15 protein-coding genes are annotated in these 17776 nt (G+C 51.7%); 12 read left to right on the forward strand and 3 right to left on the reverse strand.

Annotation, left to right across the window (positions count from 1 at the left end):
* Nucleotides 1-12 precede the first annotated feature (12 nt).
* Nucleotides 13-1590, forward strand: a complete 1578-nt coding sequence (locus ACZYR9_RS05535) for a SagB family peptide dehydrogenase (RefSeq protein WP_488977471.1) — start codon at nucleotides 13-15, stop codon at nucleotides 1588-1590.
* A gap of 28 nt (nucleotides 1591-1618) precedes the next feature.
* Nucleotides 1619-1975 carry a hypothetical protein gene (locus ACZYR9_RS05540; protein WP_488977472.1) on the forward strand — a complete coding sequence of 119 codons (357 nt, stop codon included), beginning with the start codon at nucleotides 1619-1621 and terminating at the stop codon, nucleotides 1973-1975.
* Between the two features lie 228 nt (nucleotides 1976-2203).
* Here ACZYR9_RS05540 and ACZYR9_RS05545 read toward each other — a convergent pair whose 3' ends face one another.
* Nucleotides 2204-3769, reverse strand: a complete 1566-nt coding sequence (locus ACZYR9_RS05545; protein WP_488977473.1) for an acetamidase/formamidase family protein — start codon at nucleotides 3767-3769, stop codon at nucleotides 2204-2206.
* 312 nt (nucleotides 3770-4081) lie between these two features.
* On the opposite strand from ACZYR9_RS05545, the gene ACZYR9_RS05550 reads away from it, so the two are divergent.
* From ACZYR9_RS05550 to ACZYR9_RS05575, 6 genes are all read left to right on the forward strand, one after another.
* Nucleotides 4082-5500 carry a PTS mannitol transporter subunit IIBC gene (locus ACZYR9_RS05550; RefSeq protein ID WP_488977474.1) on the forward strand — a complete coding sequence of 473 codons (1419 nt, stop codon included), beginning with the start codon at nucleotides 4082-4084 and terminating at the stop codon, nucleotides 5498-5500.
* A 65-nt stretch (nucleotides 5501-5565) separates the two neighbouring features.
* A complete protein-coding gene (locus ACZYR9_RS05555; protein WP_488977475.1) occupies nucleotides 5566-7647 on the forward strand; it encodes a BglG family transcription antiterminator in 2082 nt (693 codons plus the stop codon).
* Nucleotides 7647-8084, forward strand: a complete 438-nt coding sequence (locus ACZYR9_RS05560; protein ID WP_488977476.1) for a PTS mannitol transporter subunit IIA — start codon at nucleotides 7647-7649, stop codon at nucleotides 8082-8084. The genes ACZYR9_RS05555 and ACZYR9_RS05560 overlap by 1 nt, the downstream gene beginning before the upstream one ends.
* On the forward strand, nucleotides 8081-9238 hold the full coding sequence (locus tag ACZYR9_RS05565; RefSeq protein WP_488977477.1) for a mannitol-1-phosphate 5-dehydrogenase: 1158 nt from the start codon (nucleotides 8081-8083) through the stop codon (nucleotides 9236-9238). Before ACZYR9_RS05560 ends, ACZYR9_RS05565 begins: the two co-directional genes overlap by 4 nt.
* A gap of 13 nt (nucleotides 9239-9251) precedes the next feature.
* Nucleotides 9252-10979: a phosphoenolpyruvate--protein phosphotransferase gene (gene ptsP / locus ACZYR9_RS05570; RefSeq protein WP_488977478.1), complete on the forward strand. Its 1728-nt coding sequence runs from the start codon at nucleotides 9252-9254 to the stop codon at nucleotides 10977-10979.
* On the forward strand, nucleotides 10976-11239 hold the full coding sequence (locus tag ACZYR9_RS05575) for an HPr family phosphocarrier protein (protein WP_488977479.1): 264 nt from the start codon (nucleotides 10976-10978) through the stop codon (nucleotides 11237-11239). Before ptsP ends, ACZYR9_RS05575 begins: the two co-directional genes overlap by 4 nt.
* Nucleotides 11240-11306: 67 nt before the next feature.
* Here the strand turns inward: ACZYR9_RS05575 and ACZYR9_RS05580 are convergent, their stop codons facing one another.
* Both ACZYR9_RS05580 and ACZYR9_RS05585 read right to left on the reverse strand, forming a co-directional pair.
* Complete coding sequence (locus ACZYR9_RS05580) at nucleotides 11307-11660, reverse strand: spore coat protein (protein WP_488977480.1); 354 nt, start codon at nucleotides 11658-11660, stop codon at nucleotides 11307-11309.
* A 14-nt stretch (nucleotides 11661-11674) separates the two neighbouring features.
* Complete coding sequence (locus ACZYR9_RS05585; RefSeq protein ID WP_488977481.1) at nucleotides 11675-11986, reverse strand: ferritin-like domain-containing protein; 312 nt, start codon at nucleotides 11984-11986, stop codon at nucleotides 11675-11677.
* Between the two features lie 160 nt (nucleotides 11987-12146).
* Here ACZYR9_RS05585 and ACZYR9_RS05590 point away from each other — a divergent pair, with 160 nt between their 5' ends.
* From ACZYR9_RS05590 to ACZYR9_RS05605, 4 genes are all read left to right on the forward strand, one after another.
* Nucleotides 12147-13556, forward strand: a complete 1410-nt coding sequence (locus ACZYR9_RS05590; RefSeq protein WP_488977482.1) for an MATE family efflux transporter — start codon at nucleotides 12147-12149, stop codon at nucleotides 13554-13556.
* A gap of 160 nt (nucleotides 13557-13716) precedes the next feature.
* Complete coding sequence (efeO, locus tag ACZYR9_RS05595; protein ID WP_488977483.1) at nucleotides 13717-14607, forward strand: iron uptake system protein EfeO; 891 nt, start codon at nucleotides 13717-13719, stop codon at nucleotides 14605-14607.
* 2 nt (nucleotides 14608-14609) lie between these two features.
* Nucleotides 14610-15887: an iron uptake transporter deferrochelatase/peroxidase subunit gene (gene efeB, locus ACZYR9_RS05600; RefSeq protein WP_488977484.1), complete on the forward strand. Its 1278-nt coding sequence runs from the start codon at nucleotides 14610-14612 to the stop codon at nucleotides 15885-15887.
* A gap of 17 nt (nucleotides 15888-15904) precedes the next feature.
* Nucleotides 15905-17701, forward strand: coding sequence for an FTR1 family iron permease (locus ACZYR9_RS05605; RefSeq protein WP_488977485.1), 1797 nt, complete (start codon nucleotides 15905-15907; stop codon nucleotides 17699-17701).
* Nucleotides 17702-17776: the final 75 nt, after the last annotated feature.

Raw genomic sequence — 17776 nt, forward strand, 5'->3', positions numbered from 1 at the left:
GGAGTGAAGAGGATGAATCTGGATGCCTTTATACACCATCTGCACTATGACACGGATCAGGCAAGACCCCCGGATTGGGAAGTGGATTGGGAGGATGCGCCGCTTCCCTATAAGCTCTACCGCGGTTTGCCTGCCGTTTGCTTATCGCCGGAAGTACCGTTGACGCTCGAAGTCAAGCAAAAGAATGTGAAGCCTGCCCTGCGTGAAATCGGTCATTTTCTTTGGTATGTATTTGGACTCACGCAGGTGTGCCAGTCCATACTGCCTTTGGATTCAACGCAGCAGATGAGCTCCATGCCGTATAAGCGCCGTTATATTCCCTCCGGCGGGGGGCTTTACCCCAATGAATTGTACGTGTATCTGAAGCTGGAGGAGCTGCCTGCCGGGGTATATCACTATGACGCGGCCCATCACCGCTTGGTGCTTCTGCGCGAAGGAGAGTTTGATTCCTATCTGGACAGAGCCTTGGGGGGCCGCTGCGATGTACCGGCATGCTTTGGTGCGGTGTTTGTTACCACCGTCTTTTGGAAGAACTTCTTTAAATACCATAACTTTGGCTACAGGCTGCAAGGGCTGGATGCGGGCGTGCTGATCGGACAGCTGCTGGAAGCGGCCAAACGCTTTGGGATTTCCACGGGGGTCTATTTCCAGTTTCTTGATCGGGCGCTCAATCATCTGCTTGGGCTGACCCAACAGGAGGAAAGCGTGATTGCAGCGATTCCTCTATCGTCTTTCCCCGAGATGGCCTGGTTTGAAAACCGCAAAAATGGCATCGTCTCCGCGGTTGAACTGTGCCGGGAGCTGCCGGTTGTTTCACATCGGCATGTTGTCAGGTCGCGGAGAGTTAGGGAATACCCGCTGCTGATCCGAATGAATGAGGCGTCCCTGCTGGAGTCGTCTCTCTCGTTTCGGCGGATCGCGGGGAAGAAGAAAGCGGCCGATGCAGGCCCGATTCGGGGGGTGATTCTCTCTTCGGCCAACCGGCTCTCGTATGACCTGGCGGCGGTGTCCAGAAAGCGCTATTCGCCGGAAATGGATTTCGTGAAGGGCATGGTACGCGAGTCCGTCTTGGCGGCGCTGCTGCAGGAGGCGGCGGAATCGTTCCTGTACCGGAACGATTTGGATGAGGACGACAAGAAATCCGAGCCCCGCGTCTGCCTGTATTGTTGTTTATCCGGTGCTGAGGGCATACCGGACGGTGCTTACCGCTATGACAGTGCCCAGCATGTGCTCAGGCAGGTGCGGCCCGGTGACCATCGGCTTCGGCTGCAGCAGGGAATGTCACTGGACAATGTGAATCTGTACCAGGTTCCGCTCTGCCTGCATGTGGCAGGGGATAGGGATCATCTTCGTACGGTATTGGGGTACAGAGGCTATCGGATTCAACAAATGGAAGCGGGCATGCTTGTCCAGCGTCTGCTGCTGGCGGCGTTCGCCTTGGGGATGGGGGGGCATCCGCTTCTCGGATATGATGCAGGATTGTGTGATGGGATCTACCGACTAGCCGGGTATGGACAAACGAGCCTGATTCAAGTCCCGGTCGGCCCTTATCGCGATCGTCCCCGATTATCGGGAGGCTTGCACGGTTAGAAGCGGCTGCAAGTACAAGGCCGCTCGAATGAAGTCTGCATTCGAGCTGCCCGTTTTTTTTGATTATGATCTCAAGCTATTAAAAGTGGACAGGCCACGGGTGATGACAGTGATGGTGATGCACCCAAGGGTGATGATGGAACCACGGATAATGATGATCGTGATGATGCCATGGATCTATCCAGGCCGGATGGCAGCCATCAAAATAGGCGTGATGATAATGAACGTAATGGGGCTGGACGTGATGGTAATAGCCGTATTGAGGTGCTTGGTAAGCATTCGCCTGCACGGGGATGTTCTCATGAGTCCGGTCGGACTCGATTACGTCTGCCGCCGGCTCTTGTATGAACGGGTTCCTGAATCATGTTGTCTCCTCCTTTGTTAACATACTCTACAATATGCAGAGATGAAAAAAAGGGCACTTGTCTATAGCCATAGGGTTCGCGAAAAGGTGATTTTTTTGCTTTCTGATAAATTCAGGTCGTCTGAACGTGCTTGCATCCGATATTTTTCCACCCTGCTCCCGAACAAACAGACAGACCTTCCAATGGGATGGTCTGTCTGTTTGAGCTGCCTCGTCTGCGCTATGCTGTTTCAGCAGGACGGGAACCGTTTATTTATTGTGTATTGCAATCGCTGCGTTTAGCTCTGTGCCTGTAGTCGTCCAATTGACGTAGGCCCCGAGAATTTCCCGGACGGTTTTCACAGGAACCATGGTTTTCTCGTTCATGATCTGCGGCATTCCTTCATTATATATCTCTTTACCGTCAATGGTATAAATGCTGGAATCGTTTTTCACTGTAATGCTTTTTTCTTGTAAAGTGACGATGGCCGATCTTGTTGCACTGTCCCACTTCACCGTTCCGCCCAAGCCTTCAACAATGTCCCGGAGAGGGACATAAAACTTATTGTTCACGACAGAAGGCGATATGTCGTTCCCATTGACATTAACATGGATGTTCAAAGATTCCAGAAAATCGGTCTTACGAATAAGGCCGTGAATTCCCTTCGTCCGGTCTACAACCTGGGATACTTCATAATCGGTTGCGGCGCTGAGATAAGCGTAAGCCACTTCGCGGCTCATGCCCAGCTTTTCGGACAAGAAGGCGATCGATTCGCGGACCGCTTCTTTCATGGCTTCATCCAGGTCGGGATCAAGTCCGATCGGAATCCAGTAATCTTCTGTTTCGGCAAAAGGCTGCTTGAACTCGCCGTTACGAGGAATGGACGGGTCCCCCTCTTTCAATACCGTTAAACGCAGGGTTCCGCGCAGGGATGCTTCCAAAGCGGTCAAAGCGACCTCGCCGTCGCCTTGTGCAAAGTGAGGGTCCCCGGTATAGAACAGCGCGCCGCTGACTTTAACAGGCAGATAGAGAGTCGAGCCTACGCCTAACTCATTAATATCGATGTTTCCGCCGGTTTCGGTCGGAGGGATCGAGCTTATTTTTTCACTGGAATCCGGGGCTACTCCCATGACACCGAGGAACGGATTGATCGGAAATCGGACCTTATGATTGTTTTCCGTAGGCAGAACCCCGTACCATCTACCATGGATCTCCTCGATTGGGGTGAAAATCGATACGTTATTATACAGTTCCGGCTGCTCGGCGCTTGCTCCTTCTTGACGCCCGTCATTTTCAGGGAATTCACCGGGCAAAGCTCCTTTGTAGTGCCGGTTGGAAATCACACCATAGGGAACTCTAGTCTGCAATGAAAGAACTTCAACCTTTAATACGTCTCCCGGCTCCGCTCCTTCGACCGCCACGGGACCCGTAACGATGTGAGGGCCGTCATTATCGAAATCATGCTCGATGGAGGAAGCGGCGATCGTTTTGGCATCCTCCAACACTTGATCCGCCGGAACACCGTGGGATCCAAAGTACTCAACCGGATTTCGTCCCTGATCTTCTACAATCCCCTCATGAGAAACGGTATCGAATGTAACCGTACTTCCGGAAGGAACGGTTAATACCGGTTTGCTGTCGCGATTAGGCAGATGCCCCCAACGAATATTTTCTACGGTTGACGGAACATAATATTGCCCTTCCACCTGATCTAAGGAAGTAGGTTGAAGAGGCATAGCGCTGGCACTGGCAGTATGAAGTGTTGGTAAAGTAAGTATAGTTGCCATGCTTAACATAATTCCTGCCCGTAAAACCTTTCTTTTCTGAAATTTCATCCTGTTTTCACTCCTATGATGTTATAATATATAACGTGATAGAATGCATTATATAAGATAGTATATGGGTTGACAATACTTTTTTAAAAAATCACGTAATAATACATTACATGAATTAGGGGGCAATAACGAAACGAGAATTTATTCGAGAGCGGAGATGAATAATTCTTCTTAAATGTTGTCAACAGTAATCATGACGAAATAAAGTTTTCCTTTGGTTGAACATTCGGGCGGCCTGATTTACGATAAAATCATAAACCTCTGCCCGTATATGATGGCAGAGGCAATGACAAATCAAAGGGGGATATCCAAGTGAATTCAGCGGCAGCGCAGCAGTCTTCGTCCGGTGGGGTTCGAGTAGCTGTACAACGGTTCGGCCGATTCTTAAGCGGCATGGTCATGCCCAATATGGGCGCTTTCATCGCATGGGGATTGATTACGGCTCTATTTATTCCGACGGGATGGATTCCTAACGAATACATGGCTAAGCTTGTAGGCCCTATGATCACTTACTTGCTTCCCGTTCTTATAGGGTATACCGGAGGACAAATGATTCACGGTTCCCGCGGCGGTGTTATCGGTGCTGTGGTAACGATGGGAGTTGTGGTGGGTGCGACTATTCCGATGTTTTTGGGGGCTATGATCGTCGGTCCGACTTCGGCATGGGTTTTGAAGCAATTTGACAAAGCCGTCGAAGGCAAAATCCGTTCCGGCTTCGAAATGCTTGTGAATAACTTTTCGGCCGGGATTATTGGTGCCGGGTTAGCTCTGGTAGCGTATACAGGAGTCGGTCCGGTTGTTCAAGTGATTAGTAATACTTTGGCGGCGGGAGTTCAATTTCTGGTCAATGCCGGATTGCTTCCGTTGGCTAACCTCCTGATCGAACCGGGTAAAGTGCTTTTCTTGAATAACGCAATCAATCATGGCGTCTTAGGTCCGATTGCTTTGGATCAAGCGGCCAAGACGGGACAATCGATCATTTTTATGCTTGAATCCAATCCCGGACCGGGGCTTGGCATTCTGCTCGCTTACTGGCTGGTAGGACGCGGTACGGCGAAGCAATCCGCTCCAGGCGCGGCGATTATCCATTTCTTCGGCGGGATCCATGAGATCTATTTCCCTTATATCCTGATGAATCCGCGGTTGATTCTGGCCGCGATTACAGGCGGTGTCGTCGGAACGTTCACCTTCACTTTATTTAATGCAGGTCTGGTGGCTGCACCGTCGCCGGGAAGTATCGTCGCTTACATTGCGATGGCGCCAAGAGGCGGTCTGTTCCCGGTATTGGCGGGTGTATTGACGGCAACGATCGCTTCCTTCCTGGTGGCGGCACTTCTGCTCAAAACGACCCGTAAGACGGAGCAGGAAGACGATTTGGAGCAAGCTGCCGAGAAAATGAAGCAAATGAAAAACGCAGGCAAAGCCGAAGCGGCAGCTGTGGTTGAAAACAAAAAATCCGAGGTTAACAAAATCGTATTTTCTTGTGACGCCGGGATGGGCTCCAGCGCGATGGGGGCTTCCATTTTAAGAAAGAAAATGAATGCAGCGGGCGTTGATGTGACGGTCATTAATACGGCCATCAGCGAGATTCCGCAGGATGCAGATATTGTCATAACGCATAAAACGCTGACGGATCGCGCGAAGGTGCAAGCGCCCGACGCCGAGCATATTTCCATCGACAACTTCCTGAAGAGTCCGGAATACGATGAGCTCGTCAAACGATTAAGCTAATTCATTGTTACTATTGTAACGCTGGCATTTCTGCCGGCGTTATCTCCATTTTGTAAAAAGGGGAGGTGGCCGTCATAAACATTTCCAACAGACAACGACAAATCCTGGAGCTGCTGCTGAACCGCAAGGATGAAATCACGGCAGGAGAAATCGCTGCTGAAATTCAAGTCAGCACGAGAACGGTTCATAGAGAGCTGTTGGAGTTGGAAAACGTTCTGGCGGCCTATCATGTCTCACTGCACAAAAAATCCGGCATCGGCATTCAAATTCAGGCTGAACCGGAGCAGCTGGAGACGTTCAAACGAAGTCTTTCCCACATGGGGAGGGTAGAATATTCGGCAGAGGAACGAAAAGCATGGATGCTTTGCTTGCTGCTTGAAGCCGATGAGCCGGTGAAGCTGTTCTCCCTCGCGCATGATTTGCAGGTTACGGTGCCGACGGTCAGCAGCGATTTGGACGACATGGAAGAATGGATCCGAAAAAACGGCCTCACCTTGGTGCGAAGAAGAGGGTACGGCGTCCTGCTCGAGGGGGCCGAAGCGAATAAACGCCATGCCATCTGCCAGCTGGCCCGAAAGCATCTGGATGATTCCGACTTGTTCGGAAAAGCCGCAACCGGACCGCTTCATCCGCTCACCGGACGGCTGCTTGCCATGGTAGGCAAGGAGCATTGGATGGATGTCGAGCAAGCGCTGTGGCAGCTGGAGGACCGGTGGCCCATCGAGCTGTCGGAGGCCGCCTATACGGATCTCCTGATCCGATTGTCCGTGGCGTTGACGCGAATCAGGCAGGGGAAAACGATCGAACCGGTCCGGGGGAAGGAATCGGATTCGGACAAAGCTGTTCAAGGCAGGACCGGGAAGAACTTAATGGTCCGTCATTTGTCCGATGCACTGCATCTTTCTTTGCCTCCGGAGGAAGCCTCTTATATAGCCGGACTGTTTGATGGGGATGGGGAGGACCGTACCAACCGTCTGCTGCCTCAAGATGATTTGAGCCTGATGGAGACCGTTCAAAGACTCATACGCCGCATAGAGGATAGGGTCGGTGCGCCGTTGAGTGAGGACCGTTCCTTGAGAGACGGCTTAATCAAGCATATCGAGCCTGCCGTACAGAGAATCAGAGAAGGCACGCATATCCGTAACCCCCTGCTCTCCCAAATCAAAAAAGATTATGATATCTTGTTTGGTTTTGTCCGGCAAGGGGTAGATGAGATTATGTCAGGATTGAAGGTACCGGATGAGGAGATCGGTTTTCTGGTCATGCATTTTGGCGCGGCTCTGGAACGTCTGAAGCAGTTTTCCCGGAATGTCAGAGCCGTTGTGGTGTGCACCAGCGGCATAGGGTCCTCAAAGCTGCTGGCAATCCGCCTGGAGAAGGAGCTTCCCCAAATCGAAATCATCGGCAATGTATCCTGGTATGAGGCAGCCAGAATACCCCCGGAGGCTTACGATTTGATCATTTCCACGGTCGATCTTCCTTTGGAGCGGGATCAATACTTCAAGCTGAGCCCTTTGCTGACCAAGGAAGAAACGGAGAAGCTGCGGCAATATGTGCAAAATATCACCTTGAAACGGGTTACTCCTGCTGCATCGGATCTCCCCCAAGGAACCCCGTCTTTAGACCGATTAAGAAGATTAAAAGCCTATTTATACGAAATGATTTCCCTTATGGATCACTTTGAAGTGTTCGAGCTGTCCAATGGTCCGGATTTGCGGCAAACGCTGCAGCAGGTTTGCGAAGAGGTCCGCAAGGATGGAGCGTTGGCAAGGCCCGAACCGATCGTCGAGCAGCTGCTCGAGAGAGAGCGTTACGGGAGCCAAGTGATTCCGGATACCCGGCTTGCCTTGTTTCATACCCGAAGCGAACATATCCGAAGACCGCTGCTGTCATTGTTCAGGCTAGGCTCGTCCGTGACCCTTGATCCCGGGCATCCTGTGCAAATTCGCGAGCTGCTGCTGATGCTCGGACCGCGGGAGCTTTCCAAGGAAAGCTTGGAGGTGCTCAGCGAGATCAGCGCGCTGCTGCTTTTGCCGGATATGATCCGGATGCTGGAGAGTGGAACTGCAGAGCAAATCAAGCAATTTATATCGAATGAGCTTGCGGGCTTTTTTGAAAATAAAATGGAAATGGAGAGAGTTATCTAATGAGTATCCTATCGAAGGACAAAGTGAAGCTGAATGCCAAAGCGCAGGATAAATTCGAGGCCATTCGCATGGCGGGACAACTGCTTGTTGATGCGGGTCACGCCTCTGCAGAATATATCGACAAAATGATTGAGAGGGAGAACACGCTGTCTACTTATATGGGCGGAGGCTTGGCTATTCCTCACGGCACCAAGGATTCCAAGGAGCTGATCCGCTCCACGGGGCTGTCGATCGTACAATTTCCTGAAGGCGTCGATTTCGGAGATGGAGAAAAAGCGCATCTGGTCGTGGGCATTGCCGCGGCAGGGGATGACCATCTGGAGATTTTAACCAATGTGGCGATGATCTGCTCGGATGACGATAACCTGGAGCGCATCCTCAAAGCATCTACGGCTGAAGAAATGATCAGCATTTTCGAAAGCGGGATGGAAGCATGAGAGCAGTCCATTTTGGAGCGGGAAACATAGGCAGAGGCTTTATCGGACTGCTGCTGTCGAGATCGGGATACGAGGTTTGCTTTGTGGATGTGAACGATACGCTGGTCTCCTTGCTTCAGCAAAGAGGGGAATATACGGTAACCTTGGCTAACGAAGCCCATGAGGCGGCGGTAGTGAAGGGCGTTACGGCGATTAACGGAAAAGATCTGGAGCGGGTAGCCGAAGCGGTTGCGAATGCGGACTTGGTCACAACGGCTGTCGGAGTTACGATTCTCAAGCATATTGCCGAAGGCATTGCCAAAGGCATTGAACAGCGCCTTTCGCGCTCCGACGCTCCTCTGCATGTCATTGCCTGCGAGAATGCGATCGGCGGAAGCACGCAGTTAAAGGAGCATGTGTATTCCCATTTGAGCGGGGAGATGCGCAGCAAAGCGGATCAATACACCGCTTTTCCGGACGCCGCGGTAGACCGGATCGTACCTATCCAGCATCATGAGGATCCGCTTCAGGTAACGGTGGAGCCGTTCTATGAGTGGGTGGTTGACCGTTCGGGCATGATCGAGGGTTTTACCGAGGTCCAAGGAGTTCATTATGTGGACGAATTGACGCCTTATATTGAACGTAAGCTCTTTACCGTCAATACGGGGCACTGCACTGCTGCCTATCTTGGATACCTGCACGGCTTTTCCACGATTCAAGAAGCGATGGCGGACCCAGGGATTACTTCACAGGTACAGCAGGCGTTGGAGGAAACCGGCGCACTTCTTGTGAAAAAGTATGGTTTCGATCCGGAGGAGCACAAGGGATATATCCATAAAATTTTGGAGCGGTTCCGCAATCCTTATTTGACAGACGAGGTCGAACGGGTGGGGCGCTCTCCTATTCGTAAGCTGTCACCGAACGACCGGCTCGTCCGTCCGGCTCTCCAGGCATTCGAGCTTGGCATGATACCGAATCATTTGGCGCTGGCTATGGCTGCCGCCCTGTTGTTTAATAACCCGGAGGATCCGGAAGCCGTGGAGCTGCAGTCATCCATTCAGGCTATGGGGCTAAGCCAGGCCGTAACCCATTATACCGGCATTCCGGAAAATCACCCGGTACATGTGCTGATTCTGAAGCATGTTCATCAACTAAAGCAGCAAGATCATTCCTAAGGGGGGGTTCATTATGCCGAATCTGTTAACGGGTATCGCCGCCTCTCCCGGCTTGGCGATTGCCAAAGCCTACCGGCTGAAGAAATCGACTTATATCCCTGTTCACAGTACCGTGACCGATCCGAAGCAGGAGGCTCAGCGCTTTCGGCAGGCCGTTGAGCAGGCAAAGCGGGAGCTGGAAGCCATACGGGAGCTGACCGAAGCGAAGCTCGGTTCCCAGAAGGCCGAAATATTCGAATCGCATTTACTTACGCTGGAAGATCCGGATTTCATAGATGTCATTCTTGATAACATCGAGCAGGAAGGAACCAATGCCGAGTACGCGCTTCATGACGTTTCCCAAGCATTTATCGAAATGCTGCTGGGAATGGACAATGAGCTTCTAAGGGAACGGGCGGCGGATGTGCGCGACATCTCCGGCCGCTTAATGAGCGGATTGCGCGGGGAAAAGTATACCACCGTTTCGGATATTGCGGAGGAGTCCATCATTATCTCCGAGGATCTTTCGCCGTCGGATACGGCACAGCTTAACCTGGATGTCGTACGGGGCTTTATTACCGAGATCGGCAGCCGTACATCCCATTCCGCGATCATGGCCCGTTCGCTGGGTATTCCTGCGATCGTCGGTGTAGGTACTGCCGCAGGGGACATTAAGGCGGGCGTTACCGTCATTATGGATGCCTCGGAAGGTCGTATCCTTGTCGACCCGAGCGAAGAGGAATTGAAGGCTTATCGTGAAAAGAAAGAACAATACGACCGCCGTCAAGCTGAATTGAGCAAGCTGAAGGATCAGCCTACGGTCTCCAAAGACGGACGTCATGTCGAGCTCGCGGCCAATATCGGCAGCGTGGAAGACCTACAGAAGGTGCTCGACAACGGCGCGGAAGGCATCGGATTGTTCCGGACGGAATTTTTATATATGGGACGGAACTCTTTTCCGAGCGAAGAAGAGCAGTTCAAGGTCTATAAATATGTGCTCGAAAAAATGGAGGGCAAGCCGGTCGTCATCCGGACCTTGGATATTGGCGGCGACAAGGAGCTTCCTTATTTGGAGCTTCCTAAGGAAAGCAATCCGTTCCTGGGCCTGCGTGCCGTTCGCCTTTGCCTTGATCGGCAGGATTTATTCCGTACGCAGCTTCGCGCGCTTCTGCGGGCAAGCCGTTACGGCCAGCTGAAGATCATGTTCCCGATGATCGCCGTTCTCGAGGAGCTGCTGGAAGCCAAACGCCTGCTTCAGGAGGAAAAAGACAAGCTCATCCAAGAAGGCGAGACGGTAGCCGACCGCATTGAAGTGGGGATGATGATTGAAGTGCCGGCAGCGGCGCTTGCGGCCGACAGCTTTGCCAAAGAGGTGGATTTTTTCAGTATCGGCACCAACGATCTGATTCAATATACCATGGCTGCGGACCGGATGAACGAAACCGTATCGTACCTGTATCAGCCGTGTCATCCTTCCATTCTCAGACTCATTCAAATGGTCATTCGCGCGGCTGAGCAAGAAGGAAGATGGGTCGGCATGTGCGGAGAGATGGCCGGCGATGAAACGGCGATACCTCTGCTGCTGGGACTGGGGCTGCATGAGTTTAGTATGAGCGCCGGCTCCATTCTGCCTGCCAGAGCCCAGATCCGTGAGCTGGCTCAGGAGGAATGGGCTGTACACGCCGAGCGTGCGCTCGCGATGAGAAGCCAGAATGAAATCAAAGATTATGTTCAAAAACAGACAAGGAGTGATTCCAAGTGACATCCCAAACCTTTACCGTGCTGAATCCTTCCGGATTTCACGCACGTCCTACGAAAATATTCGTTCAGACCGCCGGTACGTTCCCGTGCAAAGTGAATGTGATCAAAAACGGCAAAAAAGTGAACGGAAAAAGCTCGTTAAGCATGCTTACGCTGGGGATTGCCCTTAATGACGAGGTTACGCTGGAAACCGACGGAGAACAAGAAGAACAAGCGCTCAAGGAACTGGGAGAGCTGCTGGTTAAGATTTACGAGGAATAGGATGAACAAAACACAAGGACACCGCTTTGCGAGGGTGTCCTTGTTTTTTTGCTTTATAGCAGGCGGATTATTGCGTTCCGTAAGGAAATTGCGTCGAATAGCCGCTGAATTGCTGCTGGGCCTGCTGGAGCTTTTGCTGTTCTTCGGCCTCCAGCTTGTACCAGCCGTTTTGGAACATCAAATTATACAGCTCACGCGCGCTCTGATGCGTTTCGGTCAGGATTTGGAGCATGTCGTCATGAAGCTGCCGGTGGCTGGCTTCGCGGACGGCGATATTCAGGCTGTCCGTCAAGTATTTGCACGTGCTGAGACCGTCGTTCAGAAAGTCGCGGTCGTTCATATGAGGCCCTTTCACTTTGGGCAGCTGGCCTGACTGAGGATTGGCAATCTGATTCGGATTTTGGGCTTGCTGCGTTGGCATGGATTGCACCTCTCTTACTGTAATTTTTGCTGCGTCTGCTGCGGACGGGGCAAATGGGCCATGGCGGCTTGGTTGTCCGTCTGCAGGTGGGTGAGCAGCTTTTGGTAATGGCGCTGATGCATTTGTCCCGCTTGATCGAAGGCTTGCTTTAATTGCGGGTTGATCGTTTGCTGGGCGAAAAAGTGAAGCTTCTTGAACGCGTTCAGCTCCCAAGATAACGCATCCTTGAGATAAAGCAGATCCTTGGTCGTAATGACGCGGGGCGGTTCGGGGATCGGCACCTGCATCTGCTGAGCCGGAGGATTATTCATGGTCGTTGTTGTCATAAAAGGCTCCTTTCCTGATTCGGTGTATTCACCATTTAGAATGGACATTCAAGGGGCGATTATGCTGAAAATGGGTTAAATTTTGATGAATGAAAACCAATAAAGATTGTGATAAGATAATAATTTATGACAAAGGTTTACATACCGGAAAGGTGACATCATGAGCTCTATCGCATCAGAGAAACCGGCAAAGCCCGCCGGCTCCAAAGACTTCAATCTTTTTCTGCTGACCTGGCCGATTTTTTTGGAATTATTTCTTTTTATGCTGATGGGTGCCGTCGATACCTTTATGCTAAGCTCGGTTTCGGACCATGCGGTATCCGGAGTAGGGGTCGCGCACCAGTACATTTTTATCGCCATTTTGGTCCTTGAGGTGATCGGTAACGGGGCGGCGATTGTCGTCGCTCAATATATAGGCTCCCGAAAACTGGCGGACGCCGCCAAAATTTCTGCGATCGCCGTCACTTTGAACTTGCTGATCGGATTAACGCTGAGCGTAAGCTTTGTTCTCTTTGGAAACCGGCTGCTGCAGGCGGTGAATTTACAAGGGGATATTTTGAGCTACGCTCAGACCTATATCGTCATTGTAGGCGGAGGGCTGTTTCTCCAGGCCATCATCAATACGTTATCCAGCATTATCCGAACATACGGGTATACGAAGCAATCGATGCTCGTTTCTTTAGGGATGAACCTGATTCACGTAGCGGGTAACTATCTGCTGATTTTCGGCCATTGGGGATTCCCGGAGATGGGGGTTGCGGGAGCGGCGGTATCAACGGTCGTTAGCCGCGGAATCGCCGTAATCGTCTTTTTTTGGCTGCTATATCGGATCATGGAGATTAGAATTGAAGTAAGAGATTACTTCGTCCTTTCCAAAGCGTATGTTCGGAAAATACTTAAAATCGGCATTCCGTCGGCCTTTGAACAAGTCACTTATCATGCCTGCCAATCGGTATTTCTGTACTATGTTACCTTCTTGGGGGCGACGGCACTGGCTTCCAGGCAGTACGCGATGAATATTTCGATGTTTATCTTTTTGTTTAGTGCAGCCATCGGGATGGGCACGGCGATTATTACCGGCCGCTTGGTGGGCGCAGGGCGAAAGGATGAAGCTTACGATCGGGTATGGAAAAGCTTGAAGTGGGGGCTGTTCTTTACTGTATTGGTCAATATTCTGGTGATCCTGTTCCGCGAGCCTTTTATAGGGATTTTTACTCAAGATCCTGATATTCTCCGCTTAACCTCACAGGTCATTGTCCTGAGTATATTGCTCGAATCCGGGCGTACGTTTAACCTTGTGCTTATTAATTCATTGAGGGCGGCCGGAGACGCGAAATTTCCGGTGTATATGGGCTTGATCTCGATGGTGGGGATGAGCTTGCCCTTGGGTTATTTCCTCGTATTCCACTTGAAGCTTGGATTAGCCGGCGTTTGGCTGGCGATAGCGGCAGATGAATGGACACGGGGAGTTATCATGTTCTTCCGTTGGAGAAGCAGAGCGTGGGAAAAGCAGGCGCTGGTGGAGTACTCCGCGAAGCCTGAGCCTGTGCCGGCCTCCGGGACTTCATAAATGAACATAGCTGTGGGCTGACCGGATGGTCAGTCCATAAATTTTTCCAGATGGAATAAAAAGCTTGCCAGAACCCCCTTCTACGTTTTAAAATGAGAACGATTATCATTATACGATAATGATAATCGTTTTCATTTTTTTGATGAGGAGATGTCACCACGTGTTCAGTACATTCCGCCATTTGAGTTTATCCTCCCTGCTTTGCTTATCTTTGGTGGTCACGGCCTGCGGCAATACGGCTGCACCGGAGAAAGCTGGAGGACAAGAAAGTAAAGGGGAATCGGCCCATTCTTCCGTTTCCGCAGTCAACGGCGACGTCACTTCCACCGTGCTAAAAGAAGAGATCGATCGCTACCGCACATTCGTAATTGATCAATGCGGTCAATTTGTAAAAGCTACAGAAGCCTTCACGACAGCGGTCAAAGCGGGCGATCTTGAAAACGCGAAGAAACTGTATGCTCCTACCCGGATGTATTTTGAAAGAATTGAACCGATTGCCGAATCACTGGGCGATTTGGATCCTTGGATTGATGCCCGTGAGGACGATGTGCCGCAGGAGGAATGGCGCGGCTTTCACCGTCTGGAGAAGGCGCTTTGGGCAGCCAACTCGACAGCCGGCCAAGAACAAGTGGCGGATCAGCTGCTGCAGGATGTGAAGCAGCTTCGCGTGAAAGTGGAGAGCGTTGAAATCGACTCTCATATGCTTGTAACCGGAGCGGTCGAGCTGCTTAACGAAGTATCCTCAAGAAAAGTGACCGGCGAAGAAGAGCGCTATTCCCACACTGATTTATATGACTTTGCTGCCAACGTGGAAGGGGCTAACGAGATTTATAAAGTGCTCAAGCCGGTCTTGGAGCAGAAGAACGCGGCTTTAAGTCAAGAAATCGATACCCGCTTCGCAGAGCTCGACAAGGCGCTTGAGCCTTACCGAAAAGACAAAGATTTCATGCTTTATACGGAATTAAGTAAGGATCAGACAAAGAAATTAAGCCAGGCGATCGATGCTTTGGCAGAGCCCCTGTCCCAAATGGGAACGGTTCTGGAGGGATAAGCATGAGCGATTTACAGGATGGCAAGCTGTTTGATAAATCGATCTCGCGCCGGGATGTTCTTAAGCTGGCTGGAGCCGGAAGCATCGGTCTGCTTCTGGGTGCAGGCGGCATGAAGGGCTTGGCGGCGGGCAGCGGCCTTTTAGAGAAAGCATCCGCTTCCTCAGCAGCGGCCAAGAGCACCATTCCTTTTTATGGACAGCATCAAGCTGGAATCACTACCCCGATGCAGGATTTCATCTGCATGGGTGCCTTTGATTTCACCACAACCGATGTGAATGAGGTTCGAAAGCTGCTCAAGAGCTGGACGGAAGCCTCAGCCAGAATGTCGCTTGGACAAAATGCCGGCGAAGAAAGCAACAACCCCCTTCTTCCTCCGGTGGATACAGGAGAAGCGATGGGGCTTGCACCGGTCCGCACAACCATTACCTTTGGGCTTGGAGCCACGTTTTTCGACCATCGCTTTGGATTGGAGGGTAAGCGCCCGCCGGGTCTTGTGGATCTTCCTAAGTTTAAAGGCGATGAACTGCGCCCCGAATGGTCCGGTGGAGATATTATCGTTCAAGTATGCGCAGACGATCCGCAGGTTGCTTTTCACGCTATCCGCAATTTGGTTCGTATCGCCCGCGGCAAAGCGGTGCTTCGATGGCTTCAGGAAGGGTTTCAGCGTACCGGAGCTGCCGATCCGAAAGGCTCGACACCCCGCAATTTGCTTGGTTTCAAGGATGGAACAAACAATCCGAACGTACAAAATGCGGCGGATGCAAACGATGTCGTATGGATACAACCTTCCGACGGTCCGGTCTGGATGGAGGGCGGCAGCTATATGGTCGTTCGGCGCATTCGGATGCGCATCGAGGTATGGGACCGCACGACGCTTGGGGAACAGGAAGCGACCTTCGGCCGGCATCGCGATACCGGGGCCCCGCTGGGGCAGCAAAACGAATTTGACCCGCTTGATTTTGAGAAAAAGGATGAAAACGGCAAGCCGATAATCGACCCGCGTTCACACGTTGCTCTTGCGAATATGCAGGGGAAAGTAAAAATACTGCGGCGCGGTTACTCGTATTCCAATGGAATTGATGTGAAAACAGGCCAGCTGGACGCCGGATTGTTATTTATTTGTTACAACCGGGATCCGCGCAGCCAATTTATTCCGATGCAGCAAAAGCTGGCGGTCCAAGACAAGCTGAATGAATATATCGTTCATGTCGGCAGCGGCGTGTACGCATGTTTACCGGGAGCAAAGCAAGGCGGTTATATCGGAGATACTTTACTATAAATTTGGAGTGTGCACTCATGAAACGTTTTTTAGTCCTGTTATGGATAGGCTTAATCCTTCTGATGACGGCCGCTCCGGTGCTTGCAGCTGGACCAGATCGTGCGCCCGAAAGCCGTGACCAGCTGATCGCGCTTGCCAGTGATGCGCTGATCAGTGCAGGCGATAAACATTGGGAGCATGTTTCGGCTGTAGTTTCCAAACTCAAGCTGGTCTGGTCCGAAGCGGAAGGGACAGATCCGTCTGCAAAAGCGCAGGCCGTTGCCGAAGCACTGGCCAAGGCAGAGCAGGAGCTGTCTAAGGCGGAAAAGGATGAGGCTTCAGCTTATCAAGCCGTTTCCACCTTGGCGAAAACGATAGACAGCTATGTTAGCGACGGTGAGAGTAACGGAACCGGCGGCAAAGCCCAAAAGCAAATTCAAACGGTGCTTCCCATGTTAACGAAGAGCTTGTCTGCGGTTAAAGCCGGAGAATGGCTGCAGGCGAAGCAATCGTACACGGCTTTTATCAGCGGTTGGTCCAAGGTGGAAAGCTTGGTCCGTCAGGAGAATGCGAAGGCTTACAGAGATATCGAGGTCAAAATCAGCGGGGCGCGGATCGCCTTGAATACCGAACCGCAGGATGCGGCGAAAGGCACTGCTAAATTGCAGGAGCTGATGACCGCGTTGGAAAATTATTCAGCCGGAAACGTGATTTCGAGCAGCGCCGCTCCTTCAGACGACATCCAAACCGTTGCCGGGCTCCTGAAGCTTCTGGATTCGGTCGACGCCGATGTGCAGAACCGGCAGAGTGCGGCTGCTTCGGAGAAGATGGACCGGTTCATTGCTGCCTGGCCTTCGGCCGAAGGGGAAGTCAGGACACGCTCGAATCAGGCCTACCAACGCATCGAAACGATCATGGTGTCGATTCCAAGCCTGCTGCTTTCAAATCCGCCTCAATTGGAGCGGGCGAAGACCCTTATGGATGAGCTGAGAAAGGAGCTGGAGCCCTATGCGGAAGCTTCTTCTTACTCGGCTTGGGATGCGGGCGCCATCTTGTTTCGTGAAGGCTTGGAAGCCATACTCATCATCGGTGCGCTCATTTCCTTTCTTAACCGTTCGGGCAACGCCGATAAGAGCAAGTGGCTATGGTCCGGAGCGGGAGCGGGTATCGCGGCTTCGGCATTGCTCACGGTCATTTTATCGGTATGGCTGTCGCACTTGTCGATGGGCAGCTCGCGCGAGCTGATTGAGGGAATTACAGGATTAATTGCTGTCGTCTTTATGGTTACGATTGGGGCATGGCTGCACAGTAAATCCAATCTTGGCGTCTGGAACGAATTCGTTGAGAAAAGGGTTGGTGTTTCCTTAGCGAAGGGGACATTATGGTCCTTGGCAGTAACCGCGTTTTTGTCCGTGATGCGGGAGGGGGCGGAGACGTTCATCTTTTATATCGGGATGGCTCCGACGATGCAAACGGCGGACCTGCTGACGGGTGTCGGTGCAGCTGTGCTCTTACTGGCGGTCATCGGTTTTGCCATGATCAAAATGAGCTCGCGCATTCCTATACGTCCGCTTTTCATCATCGCCAGCATGCTTCTCTATTATATGGCTTTGAAATTTGTCGGAGTAAGCATACATAAGCTGCAGGTGACCGGTCAATTTTCAACACATGTATCCTGTCATTTGATCGAAGCGCCTTCGTTCGGGCTGTATGCTAACTGGGAGACGACCGCGGCACAGCTTGTTGTGCTGGCGATTATTTTAGGGAGTATTATCATAACAGTACGAAAAAGCAGATTGGTACTGGCCCGCAAACCATTGGATGCAAGTGGTTAAAAGCGATGCTCCAGGACGGATCGGGAGTGTGCTACAGCAAAAAGGGGCGCTATGATTAGCGTCCCTTTCGTGTAA

Source organism: Paenibacillus sp. F024 (assembly GCF_057814255.1).

Coding starts and splice junctions, on each gene's coding strand:
- ACZYR9_RS05535 (WP_488977471.1), top strand. CDS start 13: ATGAATCTGGATGCCTTTATACACCATCTGCACTATGACACGGATCAG.
- ACZYR9_RS05540 (WP_488977472.1), top strand. CDS start 1,619: ATGAAGTCTGCATTCGAGCTGCCCGTTTTTTTTGATTATGATCTCAAG.
- ACZYR9_RS05545 (WP_488977473.1), bottom strand. CDS start 3,769: ATGAAATTTCAGAAAAGAAAGGTTTTACGGGCAGGAATTATGTTAAGC.
- ACZYR9_RS05560 (WP_488977476.1), top strand. CDS start 7,647: ATGAGTATCCTATCGAAGGACAAAGTGAAGCTGAATGCCAAAGCGCAG.
- ACZYR9_RS05565 (WP_488977477.1), top strand. CDS start 8,081: ATGAGAGCAGTCCATTTTGGAGCGGGAAACATAGGCAGAGGCTTTATC.
- ptsP (WP_488977478.1), top strand. CDS start 9,252: ATGCCGAATCTGTTAACGGGTATCGCCGCCTCTCCCGGCTTGGCGATT.
- ACZYR9_RS05580 (WP_488977480.1), bottom strand. CDS start 11,660: ATGCCAACGCAGCAAGCCCAAAATCCGAATCAGATTGCCAATCCTCAG.
- ACZYR9_RS05585 (WP_488977481.1), bottom strand. CDS start 11,986: ATGACAACAACGACCATGAATAATCCTCCGGCTCAGCAGATGCAGGTG.
- ACZYR9_RS05590 (WP_488977482.1), top strand. CDS start 12,147: ATGAGCTCTATCGCATCAGAGAAACCGGCAAAGCCCGCCGGCTCCAAA.
- efeB (WP_488977484.1), top strand. CDS start 14,610: ATGAGCGATTTACAGGATGGCAAGCTGTTTGATAAATCGATCTCGCGC.
- ACZYR9_RS05605 (WP_488977485.1), top strand. CDS start 15,905: ATGAAACGTTTTTTAGTCCTGTTATGGATAGGCTTAATCCTTCTGATG.